The sequence below is a fragment of the Streptomyces phaeochromogenes genome (assembly GCF_001418655.1).
Lineage (GTDB): Bacteria > Actinomycetota > Actinomycetes > Streptomycetales > Streptomycetaceae > Streptomyces > Streptomyces phaeochromogenes.
On sequence record NZ_LIQZ01000055.1, the window covers coordinates 39544 to 60002 of the forward strand.

18 protein-coding genes and 1 riboswitch are annotated in these 20459 nt (G+C 69.8%); of the genes, 10 read left to right on the plus strand and 8 right to left on the minus strand.

Going from position 1 to position 20459, the window contains the following annotated elements; genetic code table 11:
• Positions 1-11: 11 nt before the first annotated feature.
• Positions 12-647, plus strand: coding sequence for a TetR/AcrR family transcriptional regulator (locus AOK17_RS07915; RefSeq protein WP_055611608.1), 636 nt, complete (start codon positions 12-14; stop codon positions 645-647).
• A 57-nt stretch (positions 648-704) separates the two neighbouring features.
• Here the strand turns inward: AOK17_RS07915 and AOK17_RS07920 are convergent, their stop codons facing one another.
• Positions 705-1058 carry a hypothetical protein gene (locus tag AOK17_RS07920; protein WP_055611609.1) on the minus strand — a complete coding sequence of 118 codons (354 nt, stop codon included), beginning with the start codon at positions 1056-1058 and terminating at the stop codon, positions 705-707.
• A 667-nt stretch (positions 1059-1725) separates the two neighbouring features.
• Here AOK17_RS07920 and AOK17_RS07925 point away from each other — a divergent pair.
• The 3 genes from AOK17_RS07925 (at position 1726) to AOK17_RS07935 (ending at position 4488) form a co-directional block, all read left to right on the plus strand.
• On the plus strand, positions 1726-2643 hold the full coding sequence (locus AOK17_RS07925) for a TIGR03619 family F420-dependent LLM class oxidoreductase (RefSeq protein WP_055611627.1): 918 nt from the start codon (positions 1726-1728) through the stop codon (positions 2641-2643).
• 141 nt (positions 2644-2784) lie between these two features.
• Entirely contained in the window at positions 2785-3894 is a 1110-nt protein-coding gene (locus AOK17_RS07930; protein ID WP_055611610.1) for an NAD(P)H-dependent amine dehydrogenase family protein, read from the plus strand.
• Positions 3895-4008: 114 nt separating this feature from the next.
• Positions 4009-4488, plus strand: coding sequence for a carboxymuconolactone decarboxylase family protein (locus tag AOK17_RS07935; RefSeq protein ID WP_055611611.1), 480 nt, complete (start codon positions 4009-4011; stop codon positions 4486-4488).
• A 79-nt stretch (positions 4489-4567) separates the two neighbouring features.
• On the opposite strand, the gene AOK17_RS07940 is transcribed toward AOK17_RS07935, so the two are convergent.
• Positions 4568-6211 carry a GMC oxidoreductase gene (locus AOK17_RS07940; RefSeq protein ID WP_079052858.1) on the minus strand — a complete coding sequence of 548 codons (1644 nt, stop codon included), beginning with the start codon at positions 6209-6211 and terminating at the stop codon, positions 4568-4570.
• A gap of 300 nt (positions 6212-6511) precedes the next feature.
• Here AOK17_RS07940 and AOK17_RS07945 point away from each other — a divergent pair, with 300 nt between their 5' ends.
• Positions 6512-7426: an NHL repeat-containing protein gene (locus AOK17_RS07945; protein ID WP_055611612.1), complete on the plus strand. Its 915-nt coding sequence runs from the start codon at positions 6512-6514 to the stop codon at positions 7424-7426.
• 138 nt (positions 7427-7564) lie between these two features.
• Here the strand turns inward: AOK17_RS07945 and AOK17_RS07950 are convergent, their stop codons facing one another.
• The 3 genes from AOK17_RS07950 to AOK17_RS07960 form a co-directional block, all read right to left on the minus strand.
• Positions 7565-9250 (minus strand): carboxylesterase/lipase family protein, encoded by a 1686-nt coding sequence (locus tag AOK17_RS07950; protein ID WP_079052859.1) that lies wholly within the window; start codon positions 9248-9250, stop codon positions 7565-7567.
• A gap of 91 nt (positions 9251-9341) precedes the next feature.
• A complete protein-coding gene (locus tag AOK17_RS07955) occupies positions 9342-10769 on the minus strand; it encodes a glycoside hydrolase family 43 protein (protein WP_055611614.1) in 1428 nt (475 codons plus the stop codon).
• A gap of 96 nt (positions 10770-10865) precedes the next feature.
• Positions 10866-12011: a right-handed parallel beta-helix repeat-containing protein gene (locus AOK17_RS07960; protein ID WP_245697052.1), complete on the minus strand. Its 1146-nt coding sequence runs from the start codon at positions 12009-12011 to the stop codon at positions 10866-10868.
• Between the two features lie 295 nt (positions 12012-12306).
• Between AOK17_RS07960 and AOK17_RS07965 the strand changes: the two genes are divergently transcribed.
• Positions 12307-12705, plus strand: coding sequence for a four-helix bundle copper-binding protein (locus AOK17_RS07965; RefSeq protein ID WP_055611615.1), 399 nt, complete (start codon positions 12307-12309; stop codon positions 12703-12705).
• A gap of 76 nt (positions 12706-12781) precedes the next feature.
• Here AOK17_RS07965 and AOK17_RS07970 read toward each other — a convergent pair whose 3' ends face one another.
• Positions 12782-13414 carry a histidine phosphatase family protein gene (locus AOK17_RS07970; protein ID WP_055611630.1) on the minus strand — a complete coding sequence of 211 codons (633 nt, stop codon included), beginning with the start codon at positions 13412-13414 and terminating at the stop codon, positions 12782-12784.
• A 130-nt stretch (positions 13415-13544) separates the two neighbouring features.
• A riboswitch (cobalamin riboswitch) is annotated at positions 13545-13687 on the plus strand.
• 36 nt (positions 13688-13723) lie between these two features.
• Between AOK17_RS07970 and AOK17_RS07975 the strand changes: the two genes are divergently transcribed.
• The 3 genes from AOK17_RS07975 (at position 13724) to AOK17_RS07985 (ending at position 16103) form a co-directional block, all read left to right on the plus strand.
• On the plus strand, positions 13724-13948 hold the full coding sequence (locus tag AOK17_RS07975) for a CbtB domain-containing protein (protein WP_055611616.1): 225 nt from the start codon (positions 13724-13726) through the stop codon (positions 13946-13948).
• Positions 13949-13980: 32 nt separating this feature from the next.
• Positions 13981-14751: a CbtA family protein gene (locus AOK17_RS07980; RefSeq protein ID WP_055611617.1), complete on the plus strand. Its 771-nt coding sequence runs from the start codon at positions 13981-13983 to the stop codon at positions 14749-14751.
• A gap of 161 nt (positions 14752-14912) precedes the next feature.
• A complete protein-coding gene (locus AOK17_RS07985) occupies positions 14913-16103 on the plus strand; it encodes an acyl-CoA dehydrogenase family protein (protein WP_055611631.1) in 1191 nt (396 codons plus the stop codon).
• A 551-nt stretch (positions 16104-16654) separates the two neighbouring features.
• Here AOK17_RS07985 and AOK17_RS07990 read toward each other — a convergent pair.
• A complete protein-coding gene (locus AOK17_RS07990) occupies positions 16655-17656 on the minus strand; it encodes a LacI family DNA-binding transcriptional regulator (protein ID WP_055611618.1) in 1002 nt (333 codons plus the stop codon).
• 96 nt (positions 17657-17752) lie between these two features.
• Positions 17753-19090 carry a GH1 family beta-glucosidase gene (locus AOK17_RS07995; RefSeq protein ID WP_055611619.1) on the minus strand — a complete coding sequence of 446 codons (1338 nt, stop codon included), beginning with the start codon at positions 19088-19090 and terminating at the stop codon, positions 17753-17755.
• 310 nt (positions 19091-19400) lie between these two features.
• Between AOK17_RS07995 and AOK17_RS08000 the strand changes: the two genes are divergently transcribed.
• Positions 19401-20459, plus strand: a 1059-nt coding sequence (locus AOK17_RS08000) for a cellulase N-terminal Ig-like domain-containing protein (protein WP_206190705.1), incomplete at its 3' end; no start/stop codon positions are given.

Here is a 20459-nt window from a genome sequence, read left to right on the forward strand (position 1 = left end):
AGAATGACCGGATGCCGCGTATCCGGGGAGCCAGCATCGAGGAACACCACGAGATGGTGTGGGCCGATCTCGCCGAGGCGACACGGCAGTTGCTGCTCGAACGCGACTACGACTCGATCAACATGGGCCACATCGCGGCCCGGGCCGGGCTCGCGCGCAACACGCTGTACAACTACGCCCGCGACAAGAGCGCCCTGGTCCTGGCACTGACCGAGCGGGCGAGCCGGCCCGCGGTCGAGCGGGTGGCCGGGATCGCCGCGCGGTCCGCGGACCCGGCTGCGGAGCGGCTGCGGGAGATCATCGAGGCGATCCTGGAGATGTCCACGGACCAGGCCCTGCGGCCGATGTTCCGGCCGGGCTCCGGCCCGCTGGTCGACGAACTGCCGGAGGGGCAGGACAACCCGTTCCACGCGATCGTGGTCGAGGTGGAGAACGTCGTCCGCGACGGCATCGCGCGCGGGGAGTTCCGCGACGTCGGCGACGTGCACCTCACGGTGGAGCTGCTGTCCGGCGCGATGCGCGCGGGAGCCGAACGCATCGGCCGGGACCCGTCCGCCTTCGCGGCCACGGTCCGTGCGGCACGCGAGATGGTCCTCGCGTCCCTGGCCCGCCACCCGGATCAGGACCGGTCGGCACAAGGCTCGTAGAGCTCGCATTCGGGGCCGGCGATCTCCCGCCGGCCTCTCCACGCCCCGCCTCCGCTGCTACGGAATCTCCAACTCCCGTGCCTCGCGCCGCAGATCGTCGGCATCCTCGGCAAGCAGCCGGCCCTCGGCGACGAGTTCGTCCAGGCGGCTTTCGAAGCGCTGGAGGTCGTTGGCGGCGGCAGGCTCAGGGTTCGCCTCCTGCTGGAACAGAGTCGTCCGAGCGGGCTGAAAGGCCCGGACAGGGGCACTCGGCTCTCTGCGGCACCGATAGGTGCCCGTCCCCGAAGGAAAGAGAAGATCGTGTACATAGGTCTGGGTACCGTCGTCGTCATCATTGTCATCATCGCCGTCGTCATGATTCTCCGCCGCCGCTGACGCGCCCCCTCGCGCCGCACGAACAGCAATGACCACAGCCGCCCCGGATGACCGTCGCCGCCGGACCGGCTTCCGCGGTCCGTCGTGCGGCCCGGCAGCCGCCTGACGGGCCCGTTCGGCCCGCTGGACTCCGGCAAGTGGCAACGGCGGGTGGATTGGTACGAGTTCGGGCTGCTGGGGCCCTGATCGGGCGCCATGACGGGCGTGACCTGGATCTAGGCAGCCCGCTGCAGCGTGCGGTTCTGGTCCGGCTGCTGCCGGGAGAAGGACGCCAGTGCGCCTTCGACCACCTCATCGACGCGCTCTGGGAAGCGCCGTCCGGCGCTGTCCGGCATGCCCTGCCCCGCCCCGACTCCGTTGAGTCGCGTCCGCCGGAGTCCACCGGTCGGCGTCCCACCAGGCCGAGGAGGTCCCGGTCGGCGTCCCCCGCGACGTCCACCGCCCGCGCCGGCGCCTATCGCATCCTGACCGCCGGCCGCCGGATCCTGGTGTCGCACTGAGTTCGGACCGGGCTGAGGCGAACCCTTCCGCGGCACGGCACGTGTACGAGGTGAATGATCGCCTGCGGAGGGAAGCGGCGAAGCGCTGAGGCTGTCCGCTCGCTGAGCCGGCCCTGCGTTCACGCGCCGTTGATCGAGCGTCGATGCGTGTCCCGCACGGTGATCCGAGAACGAACCACAACCTCCTCGAACAGGTGACAGACATGCTCAAAATCGGCCTGGGCTCTCCCCAGTACGGATCCTTCACCGACCCCGGCACGATCTCCGGGTTCGCCTCCGCCGTCGAAGCGATCGGCTTCGACAGCCTGTGGGTGGGCGACCGGGCCCTCGTACCGACGCAGCCCCGTGACCCGTATCCCGGCGGCGGCCCCGTGCCGGAGGAGTACCGCACCTTCCTGGACCCCATCGTCACCCTGTCCTTCCTGGCGCACGCCACCCGACGACTGCGCCTCGGGACCAGCACGTTCAACGCGCCCTTCTACTCCCCGCTCCTGCTGGCCCGTTCGCTGACGTCCGTCGACATCCTCAGCGAGGGGCGGCTCGACATCGGGTTCGGGCTCGGCTGGTCGTCCGACGAGTACGAGGCCATCGGTGTGCCGTGGCGGGGACGCGGGGCGCGGATGGAGGAGATCCTGGACGTCCTGGATCACGTCTGGTCGGGTTCGTCGGCCGCGTACAAGGGGGCTCTGTGGACGATCCCGAGTGCGCACATCGAGACGCTCCCCGTACAGCGTCCCCGCCCGCCGGTTCTCCTGGGCGGGTTCACTCCGGCCACTCTGGAACGTATCGGCCGTCGTGCGGACGGCTGGGCGGGAGTCGGACTGCCGGTGGCCCAACTGGCGTACGTCATCAGCCGGATACGGCAGATCGCGGAGGCGGCCGGACGTGACCCCGACGCCCTGCGCACCGTCGTCCGGGTGAACCCCGTGGTGACCGCCGAGGCCGCGCCGAGCGAGGCCGTTCCGCACCGGGGAACCGTCGAGCAGGTGTCGGACTACCTGCTCGCCGCCCATGCGGCAGGGGCCGACGAGGTCCTCATCGACCTGCAGCAGACCGCGCGGAACGCGGAAGAGCTGACGGACCTGGCACACCGTTTTCACGAGCAGCTGAGCAAGGGCTAGGGCTCCCCGGCAGCCCGTCTGTACGGGTTGAGCGCCTCCGGGTAGAGCCCCTCGTCCCGTCGAACGGCCTCCCGTGGCCCCGCCCCGGGAGGCCGGTGCAAGGGTATGGAAACTGACGACTCGTCAGGTTACGCTCCGCGCATGATTTCCACGGTGGTCTGGGGAACCGGAAATGTCGGCCGTGCGGCGATCCGTGCGGTCGACGCGCATCCGGCGCTCGATCTCACGGCGGTACTGGTTCACAGTCCCGGGAAGGTCGGCCGTGACGCGGGTGAACTCGCGGGTCTGGACCGGGTTCTGGGTGTCGCGGCGACGGACGATGTCGCCGCGGTGCTGGCAGCGGGGCCGGGTGCGGTGGTGTACGCGGCGTCGGGTGACATCCGGCCCGACGACGCACTGACCGACATCGGCGCGGCGATCCGGGCGGGTGCGGTGGTCGTCACGCCGTCGTTGTATCCGCTCTACGACCAGCGCAACGCACCGCCCGAGTTCCGCGACCCCGTGCTCGCGGCGATCGCGGACGGTGGCGGGTCGCTGTTCGTGTCCGGTGTCGACCCGGGCTGGGGCAATGACGTCCTGCCCCTGCTGATGAGCGGACTCGGCACCGTCGTCGACGCCATCCGCTGCCAGGAGATCTTCGACTACTCCACGTACGAGCAGGAGGAGTCCGTCCGGCATCTGATCGGCATGGGGCACCCCATGGACTATCAGCCGCTGATGCTCGCGCCGTCGATCCCGACCATGGTGTGGGGCGGCCAGATACGGCTGATGGCCAGGGCCCTCGGCGTCGAACTCGACGAGATCCGCGAGACCTTGGAGCGCCGCGCGCTCGACGCCACGGTGAGCACCCGCACGATGGGTGAGTTCGAGGCCGGTACCCAGGGCGCGGTGCGCTTCGAGGTGCAGGGCATCGTGAAGGGCGAACCGCGCCTGGTCATCGAGCACATCACCCGCATCCACCCGAGCTGCGCGCCGGACTGGCCGTCACCGCCCAACGGCGACGGAGCACACCGCGTGATCATCGAGGGCCGCCCGCGCATCGAGATCACCGTGGAGGCCACCGACGAGGGCGACAACCGCTCCGCCGGCGGGAACGCCACCGCCGTCGGCCGTCTGGTCGGAGCCATCGACTGGCTCGTCGACGCCGAACCCGGACTCTACGACGCCCTCGACGTCCCGCTGCGCCCGGCGATCGGCAGACTCGGCGCGCCCGCATCACTCGGAGCACCCTCCCCGCTCGGGGCACCCTGACCGTTCCGGAGAACCCGGAACCAAGTGACATCGACGCCGACACCCCCTGTCGGCACCCCAAGGACGCGCCTGCGGCCCCGGCCGAGGCCGGGAACGTGGACGAAGGAGTCCCGGATGAACGTCGACATCCCCGAGGGCAAGAACCCGATCGAGTACGTGTGGGGCGACATGGTCCCGGGCATCGGGCCCGCCGCCGCGAACTTCTCACTGGCCGTCTACGCCCATACGACCCTGGGGTTGCGGGAGTTCGAGGCCGCGCGGCTTCGGATCGCGCAGATCAACGGCTGCCTCTTCTGCCTCGACTGGCGGACCGAGCGGGACGGCCAGAAGGTCGAGGACGACTTCCCCGACGCCGTCGAGCACTGGCGCACGACCGACGCCTTCGACGACCGCACCCGCCTGGCCGCCGAATACGCCGACCGCTACGCCCTGGACCACCATGGCCTCGACGAGGAGTTCTGGGACCGGATGACCGCGCACTACACCCAGACCGAGATCGTCGAACTGACCATGAGTCTGGGCTCCTGGCTCGCCTTCGGACGGCTCAACCGGGTCCTGGGACTCGACGCCATGTGCGTACTGCCGGGGCACTGAACCGGACCGGGGCCGCCCGGCAGGTCCGGACGGCCCCGATCTCGTCCCCCTTTTGTCCCTCCCCCCGCTCGGGTCGCCGCTACAGGTCCGCCGCGATGATCTTTTCGATGTTCCGTTCGGCGAGCGCCGTGATGGTGACGAACGGATTGACGCTGGTGTTGCCCGGGATCAGCGCGCCGTCGATGACGTACAGCCCCGGATGTCCGTGCAGGCGGCCGTAGTTGTCGGTCGCCTTGTTGAGCACCGCGCCACCCAGGGGGTGGTACGTCAGGTGGTCGCCCCAGACCTTGTAGGCGCCGAAGAGGTCGGTGCGGTAGATCGTCCCCTCCTTGGCGTTGATCTTGTCGAAGATCGTCTTGGCCATGTCGATGGACGGCTGCTTCCAGGCGGTCTGCCAGTTGAGCTCGGCCTTGCCGGCCGACGCGTTCCACGAGAACTGGGCGCGGTTGGGGTTCTTGGTGATCGACAGATAGAACGAGGCGAAGGTCTCGATGCCGGTGGGCAGCGGCGCCACCTCGGCGAACGCGCCGCCCGCGGCCCAGTTGTCGATGCCGGAGCACGGGATGGACGACTGCACGGCACCGGTGGGGTCCCACAGATGGTTGGCGCGCCCGCACATCACGTTGCCGTTGTCGCCCCAGCCCTTGCCCACCTCGCTGTTGAGGCCCGGCAGTGCGCCCGTGGCCTTGAGCTGGACCAGCAGCTTGCTGGTGCCGACGCTGCCGGCCGCGAAGAACACCCGGTCCGCGGTGACGGTCTTGGTGGCCGTGGTGCTGCCGACGGTGTTGAGCTGGTCGATGACGACCGTGTATCGGCCGCCCGTCGCCGGAGCGACCGAAGTGACCTTGTGCAGCGGTGAGATGGAGACCCGGCCGGTCGCCGTGGCCCTGGCGAGGTAGGTCTTCTGCAGGGACTTCTTGCCGTAGTTGTTGCCATAGAGGATCTCGCCCGCGAGTGCGGACTTCGGTACGGTCCCGGCAGCCTCCTGCTCCATGTAGTCCCAGTCGTACACGTCGGGTACGAAGACGAAGGGGAAGCCCGAACGCTGGGCGTGCTTACGGCCGACCCGGGCGTACTGGTAGCAGTCGGCGGTCTCGAACCAGGTCGGGTCGACCGTGCCGACCCCGAGGCCGGAGTTGGCGCGCGGGTAGTAGACGGAGTACATCTCGTCCGCGTCGACCGACGGCAGGACGGCGCCGAAGTTCTCCCGCTTCGGGGTGACCGCCATCCCTCCGTTCACCAGTGAGCCGCCGCCCACGCCGCGGCCCTGGTAGACGATGATGCCGCCCATCTCCTCGGCGTCCAGGATCCCGGTGTAGCGGGGGACGTCCTTGTCGATGGGGAAGCCGAGGAAGTTGCTGAGCGGCTGCTTCGTCCTGGTGCGCAGCCAGTAGGAGCGGTAGTCGGGGCTCGTCGTGTTGGCGAAGATCTTGCCGTCCGACCCGGGGGTGTCCCAGGCCATGCCCATCTCGACCATGTGGACGTCGACACCCGCCTGGGCCAGGCGCAGAGCGGCCACGGAACCGCCGTATCCGGTGCCGATCACGAGGGCGGGTACATGCGCCCCCGGCTCGATGACGGCGGCTGCGGCTGTCGTGGCGGCATGCGCCGGCAGTGCCTGGCCGGCTAGTGCCGCCGACCCAAGAAGAGAACCAGTTCCAGTGATGAATCTCCGACGAGATACGCCTCTGAGGCGCGTCCCACGTGGGGAATCGTCGTTCATGCGCGGCTCCTCACTCTCCATAGAGTGAAACGGGTTCTAATGCCACCCTCATAAGAAGTCACGCCATACCCTGAGGTAACTTTCAAACGATCACAAATTGGGCATCACGCGCAACGCGCGACGACAGAGCATGACTGGAACACGCGTTGACACCGGCAGCTGCCGCTTCTGGCGGACCTCCGCCGAGCCCGCGCCGCACGTCAGGGCCCCCTTGGTGAACCATCCCGTACCCCGTGTACGTGACCAGTGCAGTGCCCGCGGCGATCCCGTGGGCCCACCATCGTCGACGGACAGGAACGGATGGACTCGATGTTGAGATCTAGGACCGCGACGCGACTCCCGCTCGACCGTCCCGCACGCTCGCTCACCAGACGCGGCCGTGCGCTGGGCGTGGCGCTGGCCCTCGGCGCGTTACTGGCGTCGGGGGCGACAATGACCCTCGCCGCTCCGGCAGTTGCCGCGGCGGGTGACGTCAAGTGCCCCTCCACGGACTGCGCGCGGATCGCGCCGGCGGCCGGCTCCCCGGTGGCCATCGCCCCCGACAACGCCGGCGCGGTGTATCTGGCGTACTCGGGAGGCGATCTGCTCAGGCTCGACCTGGCCACCGGTGCGCTCACCACGGTCACCACCGGTCTGGGCAACCTGCGCGGCGTTGCCGTCGCAGACGGCAACGCGTACATCACCGCCTTCGACGGCACGCTTCAGCAGGTCACCCTCGCCACGGGCAGCCGCCGTACCCTGGCCGCCGGTCTGCCCTCGCTCTTCGGCGTGACCCGCGTCGGCACCACCACCTATGTCACCGACGGCAACGGAGAGATCGTCGCGGTCCCGGACGGCGGGACACCGCGTGTGGTGGCCACGGGGCTCGGCTTCTCCTACGGCATCGCGTTCGACAAGGCGGGACTCGCCTACACCGCGGACATGATGACCGGCCGCATTCTGCAGACGAACGTGGCCACCGGTACGACACGTGTGCTGGCCGGCCAGACCTACGAACCCACGTCGATCTCGGTCGGCCCCGACGGCCTGGTCTACTTCATGGTCGCCAACGAGGTGAAGCGCGTGAACCCCACCACCGGGGTCCAGGCCCACGTCACCAACATCGTGGGGGTCAACAGCTTCAGCTTCTCGCTGGCGGCGTCCGGGGACGCGTACACCACAGGCAGCGGCGGCGGCGACGGTTTGTGGCGCATCAACGGCCTGACGTCGCGATGAGTCGGTAGGCATCTCGCCCGGTGGTCCGGAACACCGGAACAGCGATCGCGGAAGGGTGCCCGGCGGGACTACTCCCAGCCGGGCACCCTTCCGTGTGGCCTCAGCCGAGAGCCACCTCTGAACTACGCCCGGCGGGCATCAGGACGTGGGAACGCCCGCCTGTGCGGCCAGGCGGTCCGGGTCGGTGGTGAGCCAGTCGTAGCTGATGCTGTTCCAGAACGCACACCGGTGACGGTCGGCGTACACCTCGGACCTCAGGGCCTGGCTGTCATCACCGGGCAGCAGGGACATGTACTTGCCGCTGCGGTACGACGGCCAGGCGGCCAGTCCCGCGGTCGTGGGGTTCGCGTGCTTCACGAACGCGCCCCAGTAGCGCACCATCGCCGTGGACAGCCGCCGTTGCTCCGGAGTCTGCAACTTAGAGGTCTCCATGGGCCACAGGTAGCCGAGTTCGCTCGCGTGCGGGGCTCCGGAGTCGAAGCCTGCCGGAGTCGTCGCCAGGGTGGGCGGACGCGGATCGTCGAACTGGTAGAAGTAGGTCCTCGGCTGCCGGGCCGCGAACTGTGCCGTGAGGTTCTGGTACTGGCAGCCGCCCAGCCCGTAGAAGACGCTGCTGTCGTCCCACAGCGCGCTGATGGCGTACGTGCCGGCGTAGGGGCGGTCATAGGCGCTATAGGGGTAGTGCGCGAGTACGGCATCCGCCGTGCGAGGGCCGAACTCCAGCCTGACGGCCCGCTCGTACTGCGCCCTGGTCGCGTTCGCGAACGGCAGGGCCCATTGGCGTACTTCGTCGCGGGTGCTGCCGATGAGGAGGGGAACGTTGTGGATCCGGCCCGTCAGTACGGCGACACTCGGGGCGAGCGGCAGCTCGGGAACTCCGGACACGGGCAGGACACCGGTCAGGATGCCGCCGGTGAACCCGCCGCCGGTGCCCAGCAGTTCGCTCGTCGGCTTGGCCCGCAGGCAGGACACGACGGTCGTCGCCGGGCCGGAACACCCGGCGGCCGTGGCGTAGTCCTTGCCCTTGGTGAGGGCCTGGGCGGTCGTGAGGCTCGGGCAGCCGCCGCTCTGGATGATCGCGCCGGCGAACAGGCCGCGGGCCGGCGGTGAGGCCAGCAGCGCACAGACGGAGTGGCCGCCGGCCGACTCGCCCGAGACGGTCACCCGGCCCGCGTCCCCGCCGAAGGCGTGGATGTTGCGCTGCGTCCAGCGAAGCGCCGCCTGCTGGTCGAGCAGGCCGTAGTTGCCCGCGCCCTCCCGGCTCAGCCCGGGCAGGTCGAGGAATCCGAACACGCCCAGCCGGTAGTTGATCGTGACGACCACGACGTTCTCGGTCCTCGCGATCCGCGAGCCGTCGTAGAGGTCACCCGAACCGCCGGCGAAGCCCCCGCCGTGGATCCAGAACAGCACCGGCAGCGGGCGGTTGGTCCGGTGTTCGGGGGTGAAGACGTTGAGATGGAGGCAGTCCTCGCTCATGTCCGGGCCGTTGTCGTCGCCGGCGGCCGACTGCGGGCAGCGCGAGCCGTAGGAGGCCGCCGGACGTACGCCCGGCCAGGCGGAAGCGGGTGCGGGCGGCTGCCAGCGTCTGACATCGGTCGGCGGGGCGGCGTACGGGATGCCGAGGAACCGGTTCACTCCGGCCGCCGCGGTTCCAGCGACGGTGCCTTTGTCGGTGGAGACCGTCAGGGATGAGGGGCCGCGGACGCGGGCACGGGCGATACGACGTTCAACAGGGCGAGCAGGCTCACCAGGGCCGCAAGCCGTCGTAGGACAACGGAGCGCACGAAACCTCCCGAGAGGCGGGAAGGAGCGGGAAGGCCACATACTCCGTTGCCCCCGGCGGACGGGCAACGCGACTGTTCTGCTCAACAGACCGATCGCTCCCCACTCCCTGCCCCTCGGTAGGAAGACGAAGTCAGAAAGGCGCCACCGCCACGAACGAGCTGTCCTGGCGGAACAGTTCGGTGCCGTCCGACGGGTCGACGCGGATTTGGTAGTTGTAGTGGCGCAGGTAGTAGCCGGGGTAGTTGTACGACTCCAGGCGTACGGAACTGCCGGTACGGGCGATGAAGGTGGCGTCCCTGGCGAAGGTCGACGAGCCGTTGTTCGCGTCGAAGCGGCCCCGGAAGTCCCAGTGCCGCAGGTAGTTGCCGGCCGCGTTGCGGAACGAGTAGCCGTTCGCGTCGGCGAGGCCCGCCACGATCGTGAACGTGGACGCCTGCTTCTCCGCGGTCGTGCTGGAGCTGGTCAGCACGGGGAGGTTGAGCAGGGCGGACTGCTCCTGCCAGTGGCGGGTGGTGAAGTTGCCCGACTGGAGGTAGCGGGTGACGCCCGTCGGCAGGGTCACACCGCCGGACACCGTCTCCTTGAGCACCGTGAAGTGGCGTGCCGTCCCCGAGATGCCCGGCAGTGCCTTCGGCGCGCTCCAGGTGGTGAAGGTGTCGTAGCTGTCGCTGTAGTAGTAACTGCCGTCGCCGTACCCGTCGAAGAAGATCCGCCACGCGCCGTTGTCGAGCTGTATCAGCGCGGCGCCCTCCCGAGTGCCGCCCCAGCCGGCCCAGTTCCCCGTCCTGCTGATCGTGTACGGGCCGACGAGCGCGGTGCTCGTGGCGTACTCGATGTACTTGGACGTCTCGTTCTTCGTGAAGGCGTGGTACGTCGAGCCGATCTTCACGATGAACGTGTCGATGTGGTTGGCGCCGATGCCGGACAGCGCCACCGGTGAAGTCCATGCGGTGAGCGCGGAGGTGGTGGCCTTGAGCAGATACGGGGTGAAGATCCACTCGTTGCTGGTCACCGAGCAGGACACGATGATGTTCACGCTGCCGTCGCTGTCGACGAACCACTCCGGCGCCCAGGCGCGCGACAGGTTCGCGATCGGCACGGTGTAGTCGTACAGGAAGGTCCAGTTGCTGCGGTCCGAGCTGCGGGCGAAGCCGATGGTGGTGCTGGTGTCCTGCCAGGTGTGCGTGGTGTAGGTGATGTAGTAGTAGCCGTCGGTGTGCTTGAAGACGCTGGCGTCGCGGATGCGGCCCGAGGGCGGCGTGTACGCGGACGCCCTCAGGAGCCGGAAGTCCGTCGCGTCGTCCGACTGGTAGACGTTCACCGTGCCGTCGTTGCTGTTCAGGAACGGCACGATGGTGTAGCGGGTGGCCGATCCGCGGGGCGGCGCGGCGGCGGAGGCCGTGCCGAGCAGACCGGGCAACCCGCCCACGACGAGCGCCGAGACCGGCAGGGCGGCCATCGCCCGCAGCAGGCTCCGACGCGAGGGCGCGAAGGGGCGGGAGGCGCCGGTCGCGTCCGGGGCGGTGGCGGGTCTGTAGGAGTTGTCTGGCGTGATCATGTGCGGCTCTCCTCGTTCGGACTGTGTTGCTGGTGCTGCTGGATGTGCCAGTCCCGTGGGCCCCGGGGTCGTCCGTCCCGGGGCCCACGGGGTGGTTCAGAAGCGGGCTCCGATGGCCGTCCCGTTCTTCGGGACGAGCAGGTCCCGGGCGGACGGCAGGGAGCCGTCGGACGAACGCGGTCCCGTGATGGCGCCCGTGTTCGTGCTCACGACCGACGAGTCGTCCCAAGTTCCGCCCAGATTCCAGGAGTTGCCCGTGGACGTGGTACCGGAGCCGAGTGCCGCGGCCCGTGCGTCCGCGACGGACAGGTTGGCGGTGAGGACCGCCTTTCCGCCCGAGCCGTCGGCGTCGAAGCCCGTGCCCGTGTTGCGGAACGTGGTGGTGCGGCTGAGGGCGAGCGCGCCCGGATTGCCGTTGTCGGTGACTCCGTGCGCCGCGTTCCGGTACGCGAGCGAGTTGCGCAGGGTGTGGGCCACCGCCGGTGCCGGGCTCCCGCCGCCCAGCTTGAAGCCGTTGCCGTCGCCCGCGAAGTCCGGGAAGTTCCACCGGTTGAAGCCGTTGCCGTACGCGATCGTGTTCTCGACGACGATCGGTGAGGTGAACTTCCAGGCGTCGTAACCGTCGTCGACGTTGTTCCACAGCCGCGCGCTCCGCACGACGTTGCCGCTCCCGCTGCCCTCCTTGATGGCCAGCCCGTCCGCGCTCTCGCCGTTCTTGCGCGGGTCACGGTTGCCGTAACTGTCCAGGTTCAGGATCTGGTTGCCCGCGGAGGCGCCCTGGAGCTGGAAGCCGGACTCGTAGTTGTCGTGCGTGGTGAGGCGGGAGAACACGTTGTTGTTGCAGCCGTCGCAGTAGAAGCCGTACGGGCCGTTGACGATCTCCAGACCGGAGACCTTCCAGTAGGAGGCCTCCTGGTGGACGGCCCCGCGCTCGGCCCGCGGGATGCTGCCGCCGACCGGGGTGTGGCTGGCCGGCAGCTGTTCGCCGTCGATGACGACGCGCTCGCCCTGGTAGGAGCCGAGGGAGATCGGCTGCGACGCTGTGCCCGAGGTGGTGATCGTGATGTTGTCGGTCAGGGCGTAAGTGCCGCCCCGTACAAGGACGGTGTCGCCCGCCTTCGCCCTGTCGACGGCTTTCTGGATGGTCCGCAGCGGTTGGTCGAGGGTGCCGGCGGCCGAGTCGTTCCCGTTGACGGCCACGACGATGGTCGACGCCGCGGCTGCCGGGGTCGGTAGCACCATCGTCGCCAACACGGCACTCAACACTGTCCCGGTGAGCATGCCCGCGATGCGCACGAGGCCTCCTTGTCTGCCGATCCGAAGGTTGTCGCGGGTCAGTGGTCGCACACACCGGGTTGGTTGCCGGGGTGTGCGCACCCGCCACGAGCGGATCGATATACCGAACATGGTTCGGTAAACCGGTCAGAACGTAGAGTGCGGTCGTGACCACGTCAATAACTTCGACATGCTCAGCCACTTCTGGCCCCGCCGTGCCCATGTCTGTGCCGGGCCCGTGCCGTGCGAAGGCGGGTTTGGTATGGCGTTGCCCGGCTACCCGAGCCGCGTGTCACTAACAGAGCAGCAGGAACTCGTTCGTTTCCTTGAGGACCGGTTCGCCTGTGCGCAGGCCTGTACCGAGTGCGCACGGGTCTGCGCCCTGCGCGCGAGCCTCGCCGAACTCGACGGCCCCGACGACCAGCAGGAGTTGAGGCGCAAGGGCATCCTCTGTGCGGAGGTCTGCGACGCGACCTGCCGCGCCCTTGCCGAGCAGGTCACGCAGGCCGAGGCCGGGATGCGCGCCCAGGTGGAGTGGTGTCGTGCCGTCTGCCTGGAGACCGCCCACGTCTTCGACCGGAACCCCGGCGCCGAGAAGGGCGCCGAGGTCTGCCGCGCCTGCGCGCGTGCCTGCACGGAGTTCCTCGCCCTGCTGAGGTGAGGTCCGGCGCGGTGAGTCCCGAGCTGAGGTGCCGCGTCCCGAAGAGCCGTTCAGTCGGGCGGCGCCCGCCGTGGCCTCACTCTCCGAGCGATGTCCCGACCCGTACGTTCCAGCGCCCGGCCCGCCCGCTGAACTCCGTGGCGACCAACGGCGGCACGTCGACGCGCCAGAACGCCGACTCCGGGGCCCCGAGTGCCCGCACCACCCCGGCCCGTACGATCTCCGGCTCGACGACGGCGATGATCCGGACCGAGCCCGGTCCTGAACCCCCGGCCGAACCTGAGCCGGACCCCGCAGCCCCCGAACCCGGATCCGCCACCGTCTCCAGCCACTTCGCGACGCGCTCGCACAGCCGGGCCACCGACTCGCCGCCGTGCGGGGCGGACGACGGGTCCGCCAGCCAGCGCCCCACGGCCTCCGGTTCGCCGGCGCTCACCTCGGCGAGGGTCGCCCCGCGCCAGCGGCCCACGTCCAGGCCGGCCAGCTCCGGCGGCTCGGTGAGGGCGAGGGCGTCGAGCCCGAGGGCCGCCGCCGTCTCCCGGCAGCGGACAGTGGGCGAGACCAGGACCTGGTCGGCGGCCGGCAGCGAGCCCGCAGCAGCCTCGGCGAGCCGCAGCCCGGCCGGGTCGAGGGGGCATCCGTCGTCGAAACGCGCCTCCCGCAATGCCGCGCTCATCGCTGGTGAGATCAACATCACTCGGCTGGTCATCGGCTCGCCCTCGCGTTCCACACGTGCTCAACACCCCTGTCCGTACCGGGAATTGGGGGCGTGACCAGGGCACCGGCGCGCCCCCGGCATTCCGTGCGCCCTTGGCCGCGCCTCCGCTTCGCGGTACCTTCTCGTCGATATTGACGACGGTACGACGGAAGCCGGTGAGAATCCGGCACGGTCGCGCCACTGTAAGCCCCGCACAACCGCCTCCCACCGGGGGAAGGCGGAGGTCGAGCAAGTCAGACCCGTGGCCGTCGTCCTGTGCACCACCGAGATGGGACGCGAGTTCCCCCAGGAGGTCCTGCCATGGCGCAGTCCGCCGTCGCTCAGCCGACCGTAACCACCCCCGACGTACCCGCAAAGCTGCCGATCGGCGCGATCGCTCCCTGGGCGGTCTTCCTCGGCATCCTGATGCTGGTGCTGCTCTACTTCGTCGGTGCCGAACAGGGCGCCACCTCCCTGGTCTCCGGCGAAGGCGTGCACGAGTGGGTGCACGACGCCCGCCACCTGCTCGGCTTCCCCTGCCACTGACGGCGACAAAGAACCGACAGGACAACAACCCAATGAACTCCGTCACCGTCAGAAATCTCCTGGTGCGCGGCATGCTCGCGGGTCTTGCCGCGGGCGTGCTCGCCCTGGTCGTCGCCTACTTCCTGGGTGAACCCCGGGTGGACGAGGCCATCGCGTTCGAGGAGGCCCACGCCCACGAACACGGCGGCGAGGAACTCGTCACCCGTGCCATGCAGTCCACCGGCGGCCTGTCCACCGGCGTCCTCGTCTACGGGGTCGCGTTCGGCGGCATCGCCGCCCTCGCGTACTGCTTCGCCCTCGGCAGGATCGGCCGCTTCGGGCCGCGCGCGAGCGCGCTGCTGTTGGCGGGCGCCGGTCTGGTCGCGGTCTACCTGGTGCCGTTCCTCAAGTACCCGGCGAACCCGCCCGCCGTCGGCGACCCCGACACCCTCAACCAGCGCACCGCGCTGTTCCTCCTGATGATCGTGCTCAGCGTGCTGCTGGCCGTCGCCGCGGTGATCCTCGGCAAACGCCTCGCACCGCGCCTGGGCAACTGGAACGCCACCCTCGCGGCGGGCGCGTCCTTCGTCCTGGCCGTCGGCCTGGCGTACGCGTTCCTGCCGTCCTTCAGCGAGGCGCCGGAGGGCTTCCCCGCCACCCTGCTGTGGCAGTACCGACTGGCGACCCTGGCCATCCAGGTGACCCTGTGGACCGCGTACGGCCTGGTCTTCGGTCTGCTCGCGGAGCGCGTGCTGGCTCCCAAGCCGGCCCGGGCCGATGAGGAGAAGGCGGCCGAAGGGCGGGCAACTCCCGTCGCGCACTGATCCGTTCGCGCAGCCGAAGGGGCCCCGGGAGCACATTCCCGGGGCCCTTTCGCATGAGTGTGTACGTCACCGGCATTCCCAATTTCTGGAACACGTTCTACGGTGTGCGCCGTCAGGTCCGGGTGGCCGAACGAGCGGGCCAGTGGGAGCCAGGAGGCGCCGTGCATCTCGAATACACGCCGGAGCAGCAGCGGTTGCGCACCGAACTGCGCGCCTACTTCGCCGAGTTGGTCCCCGACGACGTGTACGCCCGCTACGGCGACCCGGCGGCGCAGAAGCGCTTCTACCGCGAGACGATCCGCCGGCTCGGCTCCGACGGGTGGCTCGGCGTGGGCTGGCCGAAGGAGTACGGCGGGCGGGGTCTGACCCCGATGGAACAGTTCATCTTCTTCGACGAGGCCGCCCAGGCCGGCGTACCGCTGCCGCTGATGGCGCTCAACACGGTCGGCCCGACGATCATGCAGTTCGGTACCGACGAGCAGAAGGGGTACTTCCTGCCGAAGATCCTCTCCGGCGAACTCGACTTCGCGATCGGCTACAGCGAGCCCGACGCCGGCACGGACCTGGCCGCCCTGAAGACCAAGGCGGTCAGGGAGGGCGACGAGGACACCGGCCACTACACGGTCAACGGCCAGAAGATCTGGACGACCAACGGCGACACCGCCGACTGGGTCTGGCTCGCCGTCCGCACAGACCCCGGCGCCCCGCCGCACAAGGGCATCACCATGCTCCTCGTGCCGACCTCCGACCCCGGCTACTCCTGCACGATCATCAACACCCTCGCCTCGCACGACACCACCGCGAGCTACTACGAGAACATCCGTGTCCCCGCGTCCCGCCGGGTCGGCCAGGAGAACAAGGGCTGGCGGCTGATCACCAACCAGCTCAACCACGAGCGGGTCACCCTCGCCGCACACGGCACCATGGCCATCCGTGCCCTGCACGACGTACAGCGCTGGGCCATGGAGACCAAGCTTGCCGACGGCCGCCGCGTCGTCGACCTCCCCTGGGTGCGCCGCCGCCTCGCCCAGACCCACACGAAGCTCGACGCGATGAAACTCCTCAACTGGCAGATGGTGAACGCCGTCCAGGAGGGCACGCTCACCCCGCAGGACGCCTCCGCCGTGAAGGTGTACGGCTCCGAGGCCCGCCGTGACGCCTACGCCTGGCTCATGGAGGTCGTCGCCGTGGCCGGTGTCCTCAAGGAGGGCTCCGCGGGAGCCGTGCTCCACGGCGAACTGGAACGCGGCTACCGCTCGGCAGTGATCTTCACCTTCGGCGGCGGCAACAACGAGATCCAGCGCGAGATCATCTCGTGGATCGGTCTGGGCATGCCGAGGGTGCGGCGGTAGCCCGAGGCATCGGCAGGCTGGGCCGCCGCCCCGAGCGCAGCCGAGGACGCCTTGCTGATCACGCCGGCAGAGCACCTTCCGGCCCAGGTTCGTCGACGTCGGGGGCGACGTCGGGATCGGAGCCGGCTTCGGGTGCGGAAGGCAGGCTGACGATCGCCTGAAGTCCGCCGGTGCCCCTTGGCGCAGATGCGCGACGATCTCGGCCGTCGGGTGGGCGGACTGGTGGAAGGCGCGGTGGCAGCGGGCGCCGTCCGCGAGGACTTCGCCAGTCCCGACGTGTACGCCTTCCTGCACATGATCGGCGCTGTCGCCGACCGCACCGAGGACATCGCCCCCGATGCTTCGCGCTGCTGCGCCGAGGCTCTGCTCATGGGCTTCGGCCTGGAGCAGGGCCCGGCGGAGCACACGTCCCCGATGACCGACGGCCAGATTCGCCGGACCTGGCCGGTGCCGTCCGCGCTGCTGCCGGGTGACGCCGGGGAGAGGGAGGCACAGGGGCCGAGCGCGGTGGGTGCAAGGCAGAGCGCACCTTCCACGGTTGGACGGTCGCGCTACGCGGACTCCCTGATCACCAGATCCGTCGGCAGGATGAGGGGCGTCGGCTCCTCGCCGCCCAGCACGCGCACCAGCATGCGGGTCATCTCGCGGCCGAGGGCCACGATGGGCTGGTGGATCGTCGTCAGGGACGGCTGGGTGTGCCGGGCGGTGAGGATGTCGTTGAACCCGACGACCGCGACGTCCTCGGGGACGGCCCGGCCGCGCTCGCGCAGGACGCGCAGGGCGCCGGCCGCCATGGCGTCCGAGGCGACGAACACCGCGTCCAGGTCCGGGTGTTCGTCGAGGAGACGGGCCATCGCCTCCGCGCCGCCCGCCTCGCTGAAGTCGGCGTGGGCCACCCGGTGGTCCTTCAGGCCGGCCAGCGCGACCGCCTCCCGGAAACCCAGATAGCGGGAGACGCCCGCGTGCATGTCCTGCGGGCCGGTGACGGTACCGATCGCGCGGCGGCCCTTGGAGATCAGGTACTCCACGGCCTGGCGGGCCCCGCCCCGGTTGTCCGCGTCCACGTACCAGCGCGGGGCCCGGTCCAGGGGGCGGCCTCCGTGCACGACGGGGACGCCTCCCGCCTCGGCCACCTTCGCCAGCGGATCGTTCTCGCGCAGGGCCAGCAGCATGACGCCGTCCGCGCCCCGGGACTGCAGGATGCGGGCCAGCCGGGCCCGGCCCCGCTCGGAGGCGGCCAGGACCAGCAGCAGTTCGAGGTCCGTCTCCTCGATGACCGCGTTGACGCCGGTGATCACCTCGGCGAAGAAGAGGTTGGCGAACAGCGCGGGATCGTCGCTGGAGATCGCAAGCACCACCGCGCCGCGCCGCTGCGAGGCGAGCGAACGGGCCGCCACGTTGGGCACATAGCCCAGCTCCGCCACGGCGCTCTCGACCGCCTGCCGCGCCTTCTTGCTGACGTGCTGGCGGTTGTTGATCACCCGCGAGACGGTTCCGACGGACACCCCGGCGCGCAGCGCCACCTCGTCGAGCGTCGGTGGCCGTCTGGTCATGTGGGGCGGCTCCAGTTCGTACGGATGGAGTGGGCGGAGTGCGTACGGATGGGGTGGGCAGTAGCAGCACTGTAAGCGCGAACGGAGTCGGCGTCGTCACAGGCCGCCGCGCCGGATGACCTCGGCGTACCAGCGGGCGCTGTCCTTGGGGGTGCGGTGCTGGGTCGCGTAGTCGACGTGCACGATGCCGAAGCGGGGCCCGTAGCCGAAGGACCACTCGAAGTTGTCGAGGAGCGACCAGACGAAGTAGCCCTTGAGCGGCACACCGTGGCCGATCGCCTGTGCGCAGGAGCGGAGATGGCCGTCCAGGTAGGCGACGCGGTGCGCGTCGTGCACTCCGTCGTGTTCCACCACGTCGTCGAAGGCCGCACCGTTCTCCGTGATGTACAGGGGTACGGCCGGATAGTCGTCCTTGAGACGGAGGAGCAGTTCCAGCAGCCCCCTCTCGTCGATCTCCCAGCCCATCGCGGTCCTCGGCCGGCCACCGTCGGCGACCCGCACCAACGGCGAGCCCACATAGGCGGATTGGGTCGGCGTCGAGCTGCCGCCGACCAGCATCGGCGCGTAGTAGTTGACGCCCAGGTGGTCCAGCGAAGCCCCGATCCGCTTCAGGTCGCCGTCGTGGACGTGCCCGAAACCGGTGACCTCGCGGAGGTCGGCGAGTACGTCCTCGGGGTACGCGCCACGCAGCAGCGGGTCGAGGAGGAGGCGGTTCTGCATGCCGTCGATGCGGCGGGCCGCGTCCAGGTCGGCGGGCTCGGTGCCGACCGGGGTGACGTGGGTGAGGTTGAGGGTGATGCCGACGTGCGAGTCGTCGCTCCGTATCGCCTCCGCCGCCAGGCCGTGGCCGAGCAGCAGGTGGTGGGCGGCGCGTACGGCGGCGTCGGGTTCGCGGCGGCCGGGGGCGTGGCGGCCCGTGGCGTAGCCGAGGAACGCCGAGCACCACGGTTCGTTGAGGGTGGTCCAGTGGGTGACGCGGTCGCCCAGCGCCTCGTGGACGAGGGCGGCGTACTCGGCGAACCGCTCGGCGGTGTCCCGGGCGGGCCAGCCGCCGCGGTCCTCCAACGGCTGGGGCAGGTCCCAGTGGTAGAGGGTGGGCCAGGGCTGGATGCCCCGGTCGAGGAGGGTGTCGGTGAGGCGGCGATAGAAGTCGAGGCCGCGCTGGTTGACCGGCCCGGAGCCGGTGGGCTGGATCCGGGGCCAGGCGAGGGAGAACCGGTAGGCGCGCAGGCCGAGTCCGGCCATCAGCGCCACGTCCCCGGGGAAGCGGTGGTAGTGGTCGGCCGCGACGGCGCCGGTGTCACCGCCCTGGATGGCGCCCGGAGTCGCCGCGAAGGTGTCCCAGATGGACGGACCCCGGCCGTCCTCGGCGACCGCGCCCTCGATCTGGTAGCTCGAAGTGGCGGCGCCCCACAGGAAGCCGGGATCGAACATGCTCACTGAGTTGTACCTCCACCGATGTGACTTCCGAGAGCGCTAACAATCGGAATGCTCTCGTCCTTGACTCGAATGTCGCTGTTGAGCTGGGTTGACGCCGCAGCTCGGCCGGTCTCCGCGTGATGCTTCGGATCAAAACTGGAAGCGCTTACGGTCGCAGACTAGAAGTGCAGCGTTCAATCTGTGAAGGGTTCGGACGCAGAAGATGCTGATGTGCGTGAAGGCTTGACAGCCTGGACGCCCCCGCAGAACATCTGGCACTGACGCCGCATCGAGCCGGGAACCCCGCCACCGAGAAGGGCCCGGCATGTCCCACAGAGCCAGATGGGGTGCAGTCTTCCTCGCACCCGTCCTGACCGTCGCCCTGGGCGCGACGCCCGCGCACACCGCGCGAGCAGCAGCGGAACCGGCATACGAACGGGTGCTCAACGGCACGTTCGACACCGTGAAGAGCCCCTGGTGGAGCAGCGCCAACTCGCCGTCCGCCGTCAGTCTGGGCCGCCTGTGCGCCGACGTCCCCGCGGGGACCGTCAACCCATGGGACTCGATGATCGGCCAGAACGACATCCCGCTGGAGGCCGGCCGGCCCTACACGCTGCGCTTCACCGCCTCCGCCACCCGGGACGTGTCCATCCGCGCCGTGGTGCAACTGCCCGCCACTCCAGCCACGTTGAACAAGACCGTCGCCGTCACGACCGCGCCCAAGTCCTTCCAGTTCACCGGGACTTCCACGACCGCCGGCCTGCACGCCCAGCTGCAGTTCCAACAGGGCGGCGCCACCCAGCCGTTCACGCTGTGCCTGGACGACGTCTCCCTCACCGGAGGCGCGATAGCCCCTGGCGGAGGGCGCGACTTCGGCTCCCCGGTGCGCACGAACCAGTACGGTTACGCCGCCCACGGCCCCAAGAAGGCGTCCATCGTCAACTCCTCGACGAAGCCCGTACGTTGGCGTCTGCTCGACGCCTCGGGCGCTGCCGTGAAGACTGGCCGCACCGAGGTCCAGGGCACGGACACCGCCTCGGGCGACCATGTGCACATCGCCGACTTCAGCTCGGTGCGCAAGGCCGGCACGGGCTACACGCTCGCGGTCGGCGACGCGTCGAGCTACCCGTTCGCCATCGCGGACAACCCGTACTCGCCGCTGCGCAAGGACGCGCTCGACTACTTCTACGCCGTCCGCAGCGGCACGCCCATCGAGGCGCGGTACGCCGGTGACGCCTACGCCCGGCCCGCCGGACACCTCGGCGTGGCACCCAACAAGGGCGACACGGACGTGCCCTGCCTGCCCGGCACCTGCGACTACTCCCTGGACGTCCAGGGCGGCTGGTACGACGCCGGCGACCAGGGCAAGTACGTCGTCAACGGC

Coding starts and splice junctions, on each gene's coding strand:
- AOK17_RS07915 (WP_055611608.1), top strand. CDS start 12: ATGCCGCGTATCCGGGGAGCCAGCATCGAGGAACACCACGAGATGGTG.
- AOK17_RS07925 (WP_055611627.1), top strand. CDS start 1,726: ATGCTCAAAATCGGCCTGGGCTCTCCCCAGTACGGATCCTTCACCGAC.
- AOK17_RS07930 (WP_055611610.1), top strand. CDS start 2,785: ATGATTTCCACGGTGGTCTGGGGAACCGGAAATGTCGGCCGTGCGGCG.
- AOK17_RS07935 (WP_055611611.1), top strand. CDS start 4,009: ATGAACGTCGACATCCCCGAGGGCAAGAACCCGATCGAGTACGTGTGG.
- AOK17_RS07940 (WP_079052858.1), bottom strand. CDS start 6,211: ATGAACGACGATTCCCCACGTGGGACGCGCCTCAGAGGCGTATCTCGT.
- AOK17_RS07945 (WP_055611612.1), top strand. CDS start 6,512: ATGGACTCGATGTTGAGATCTAGGACCGCGACGCGACTCCCGCTCGAC.
- AOK17_RS07950 (WP_079052859.1), bottom strand. CDS start 9,250: ATGTGGCCTTCCCGCTCCTTCCCGCCTCTCGGGAGGTTTCGTGCGCTC.
- AOK17_RS07955 (WP_055611614.1), bottom strand. CDS start 10,769: ATGATCACGCCAGACAACTCCTACAGACCCGCCACCGCCCCGGACGCG.
- AOK17_RS07960 (WP_245697052.1), bottom strand. CDS start 12,011: ATGGTGCTACCGACCCCGGCAGCCGCGGCGTCGACCATCGTCGTGGCC.
- AOK17_RS07965 (WP_055611615.1), top strand. CDS start 12,307: ATGGCGTTGCCCGGCTACCCGAGCCGCGTGTCACTAACAGAGCAGCAG.
- AOK17_RS07970 (WP_055611630.1), bottom strand. CDS start 13,414: ATGACCAGCCGAGTGATGTTGATCTCACCAGCGATGAGCGCGGCATTG.
- AOK17_RS07975 (WP_055611616.1), top strand. CDS start 13,724: ATGGCGCAGTCCGCCGTCGCTCAGCCGACCGTAACCACCCCCGACGTA.
- AOK17_RS07980 (WP_055611617.1), top strand. CDS start 13,981: ATGAACTCCGTCACCGTCAGAAATCTCCTGGTGCGCGGCATGCTCGCG.
- AOK17_RS07990 (WP_055611618.1), bottom strand. CDS start 17,656: ATGACCAGACGGCCACCGACGCTCGACGAGGTGGCGCTGCGCGCCGGG.
- AOK17_RS07995 (WP_055611619.1), bottom strand. CDS start 19,090: ATGTTCGATCCCGGCTTCCTGTGGGGCGCCGCCACTTCGAGCTACCAG.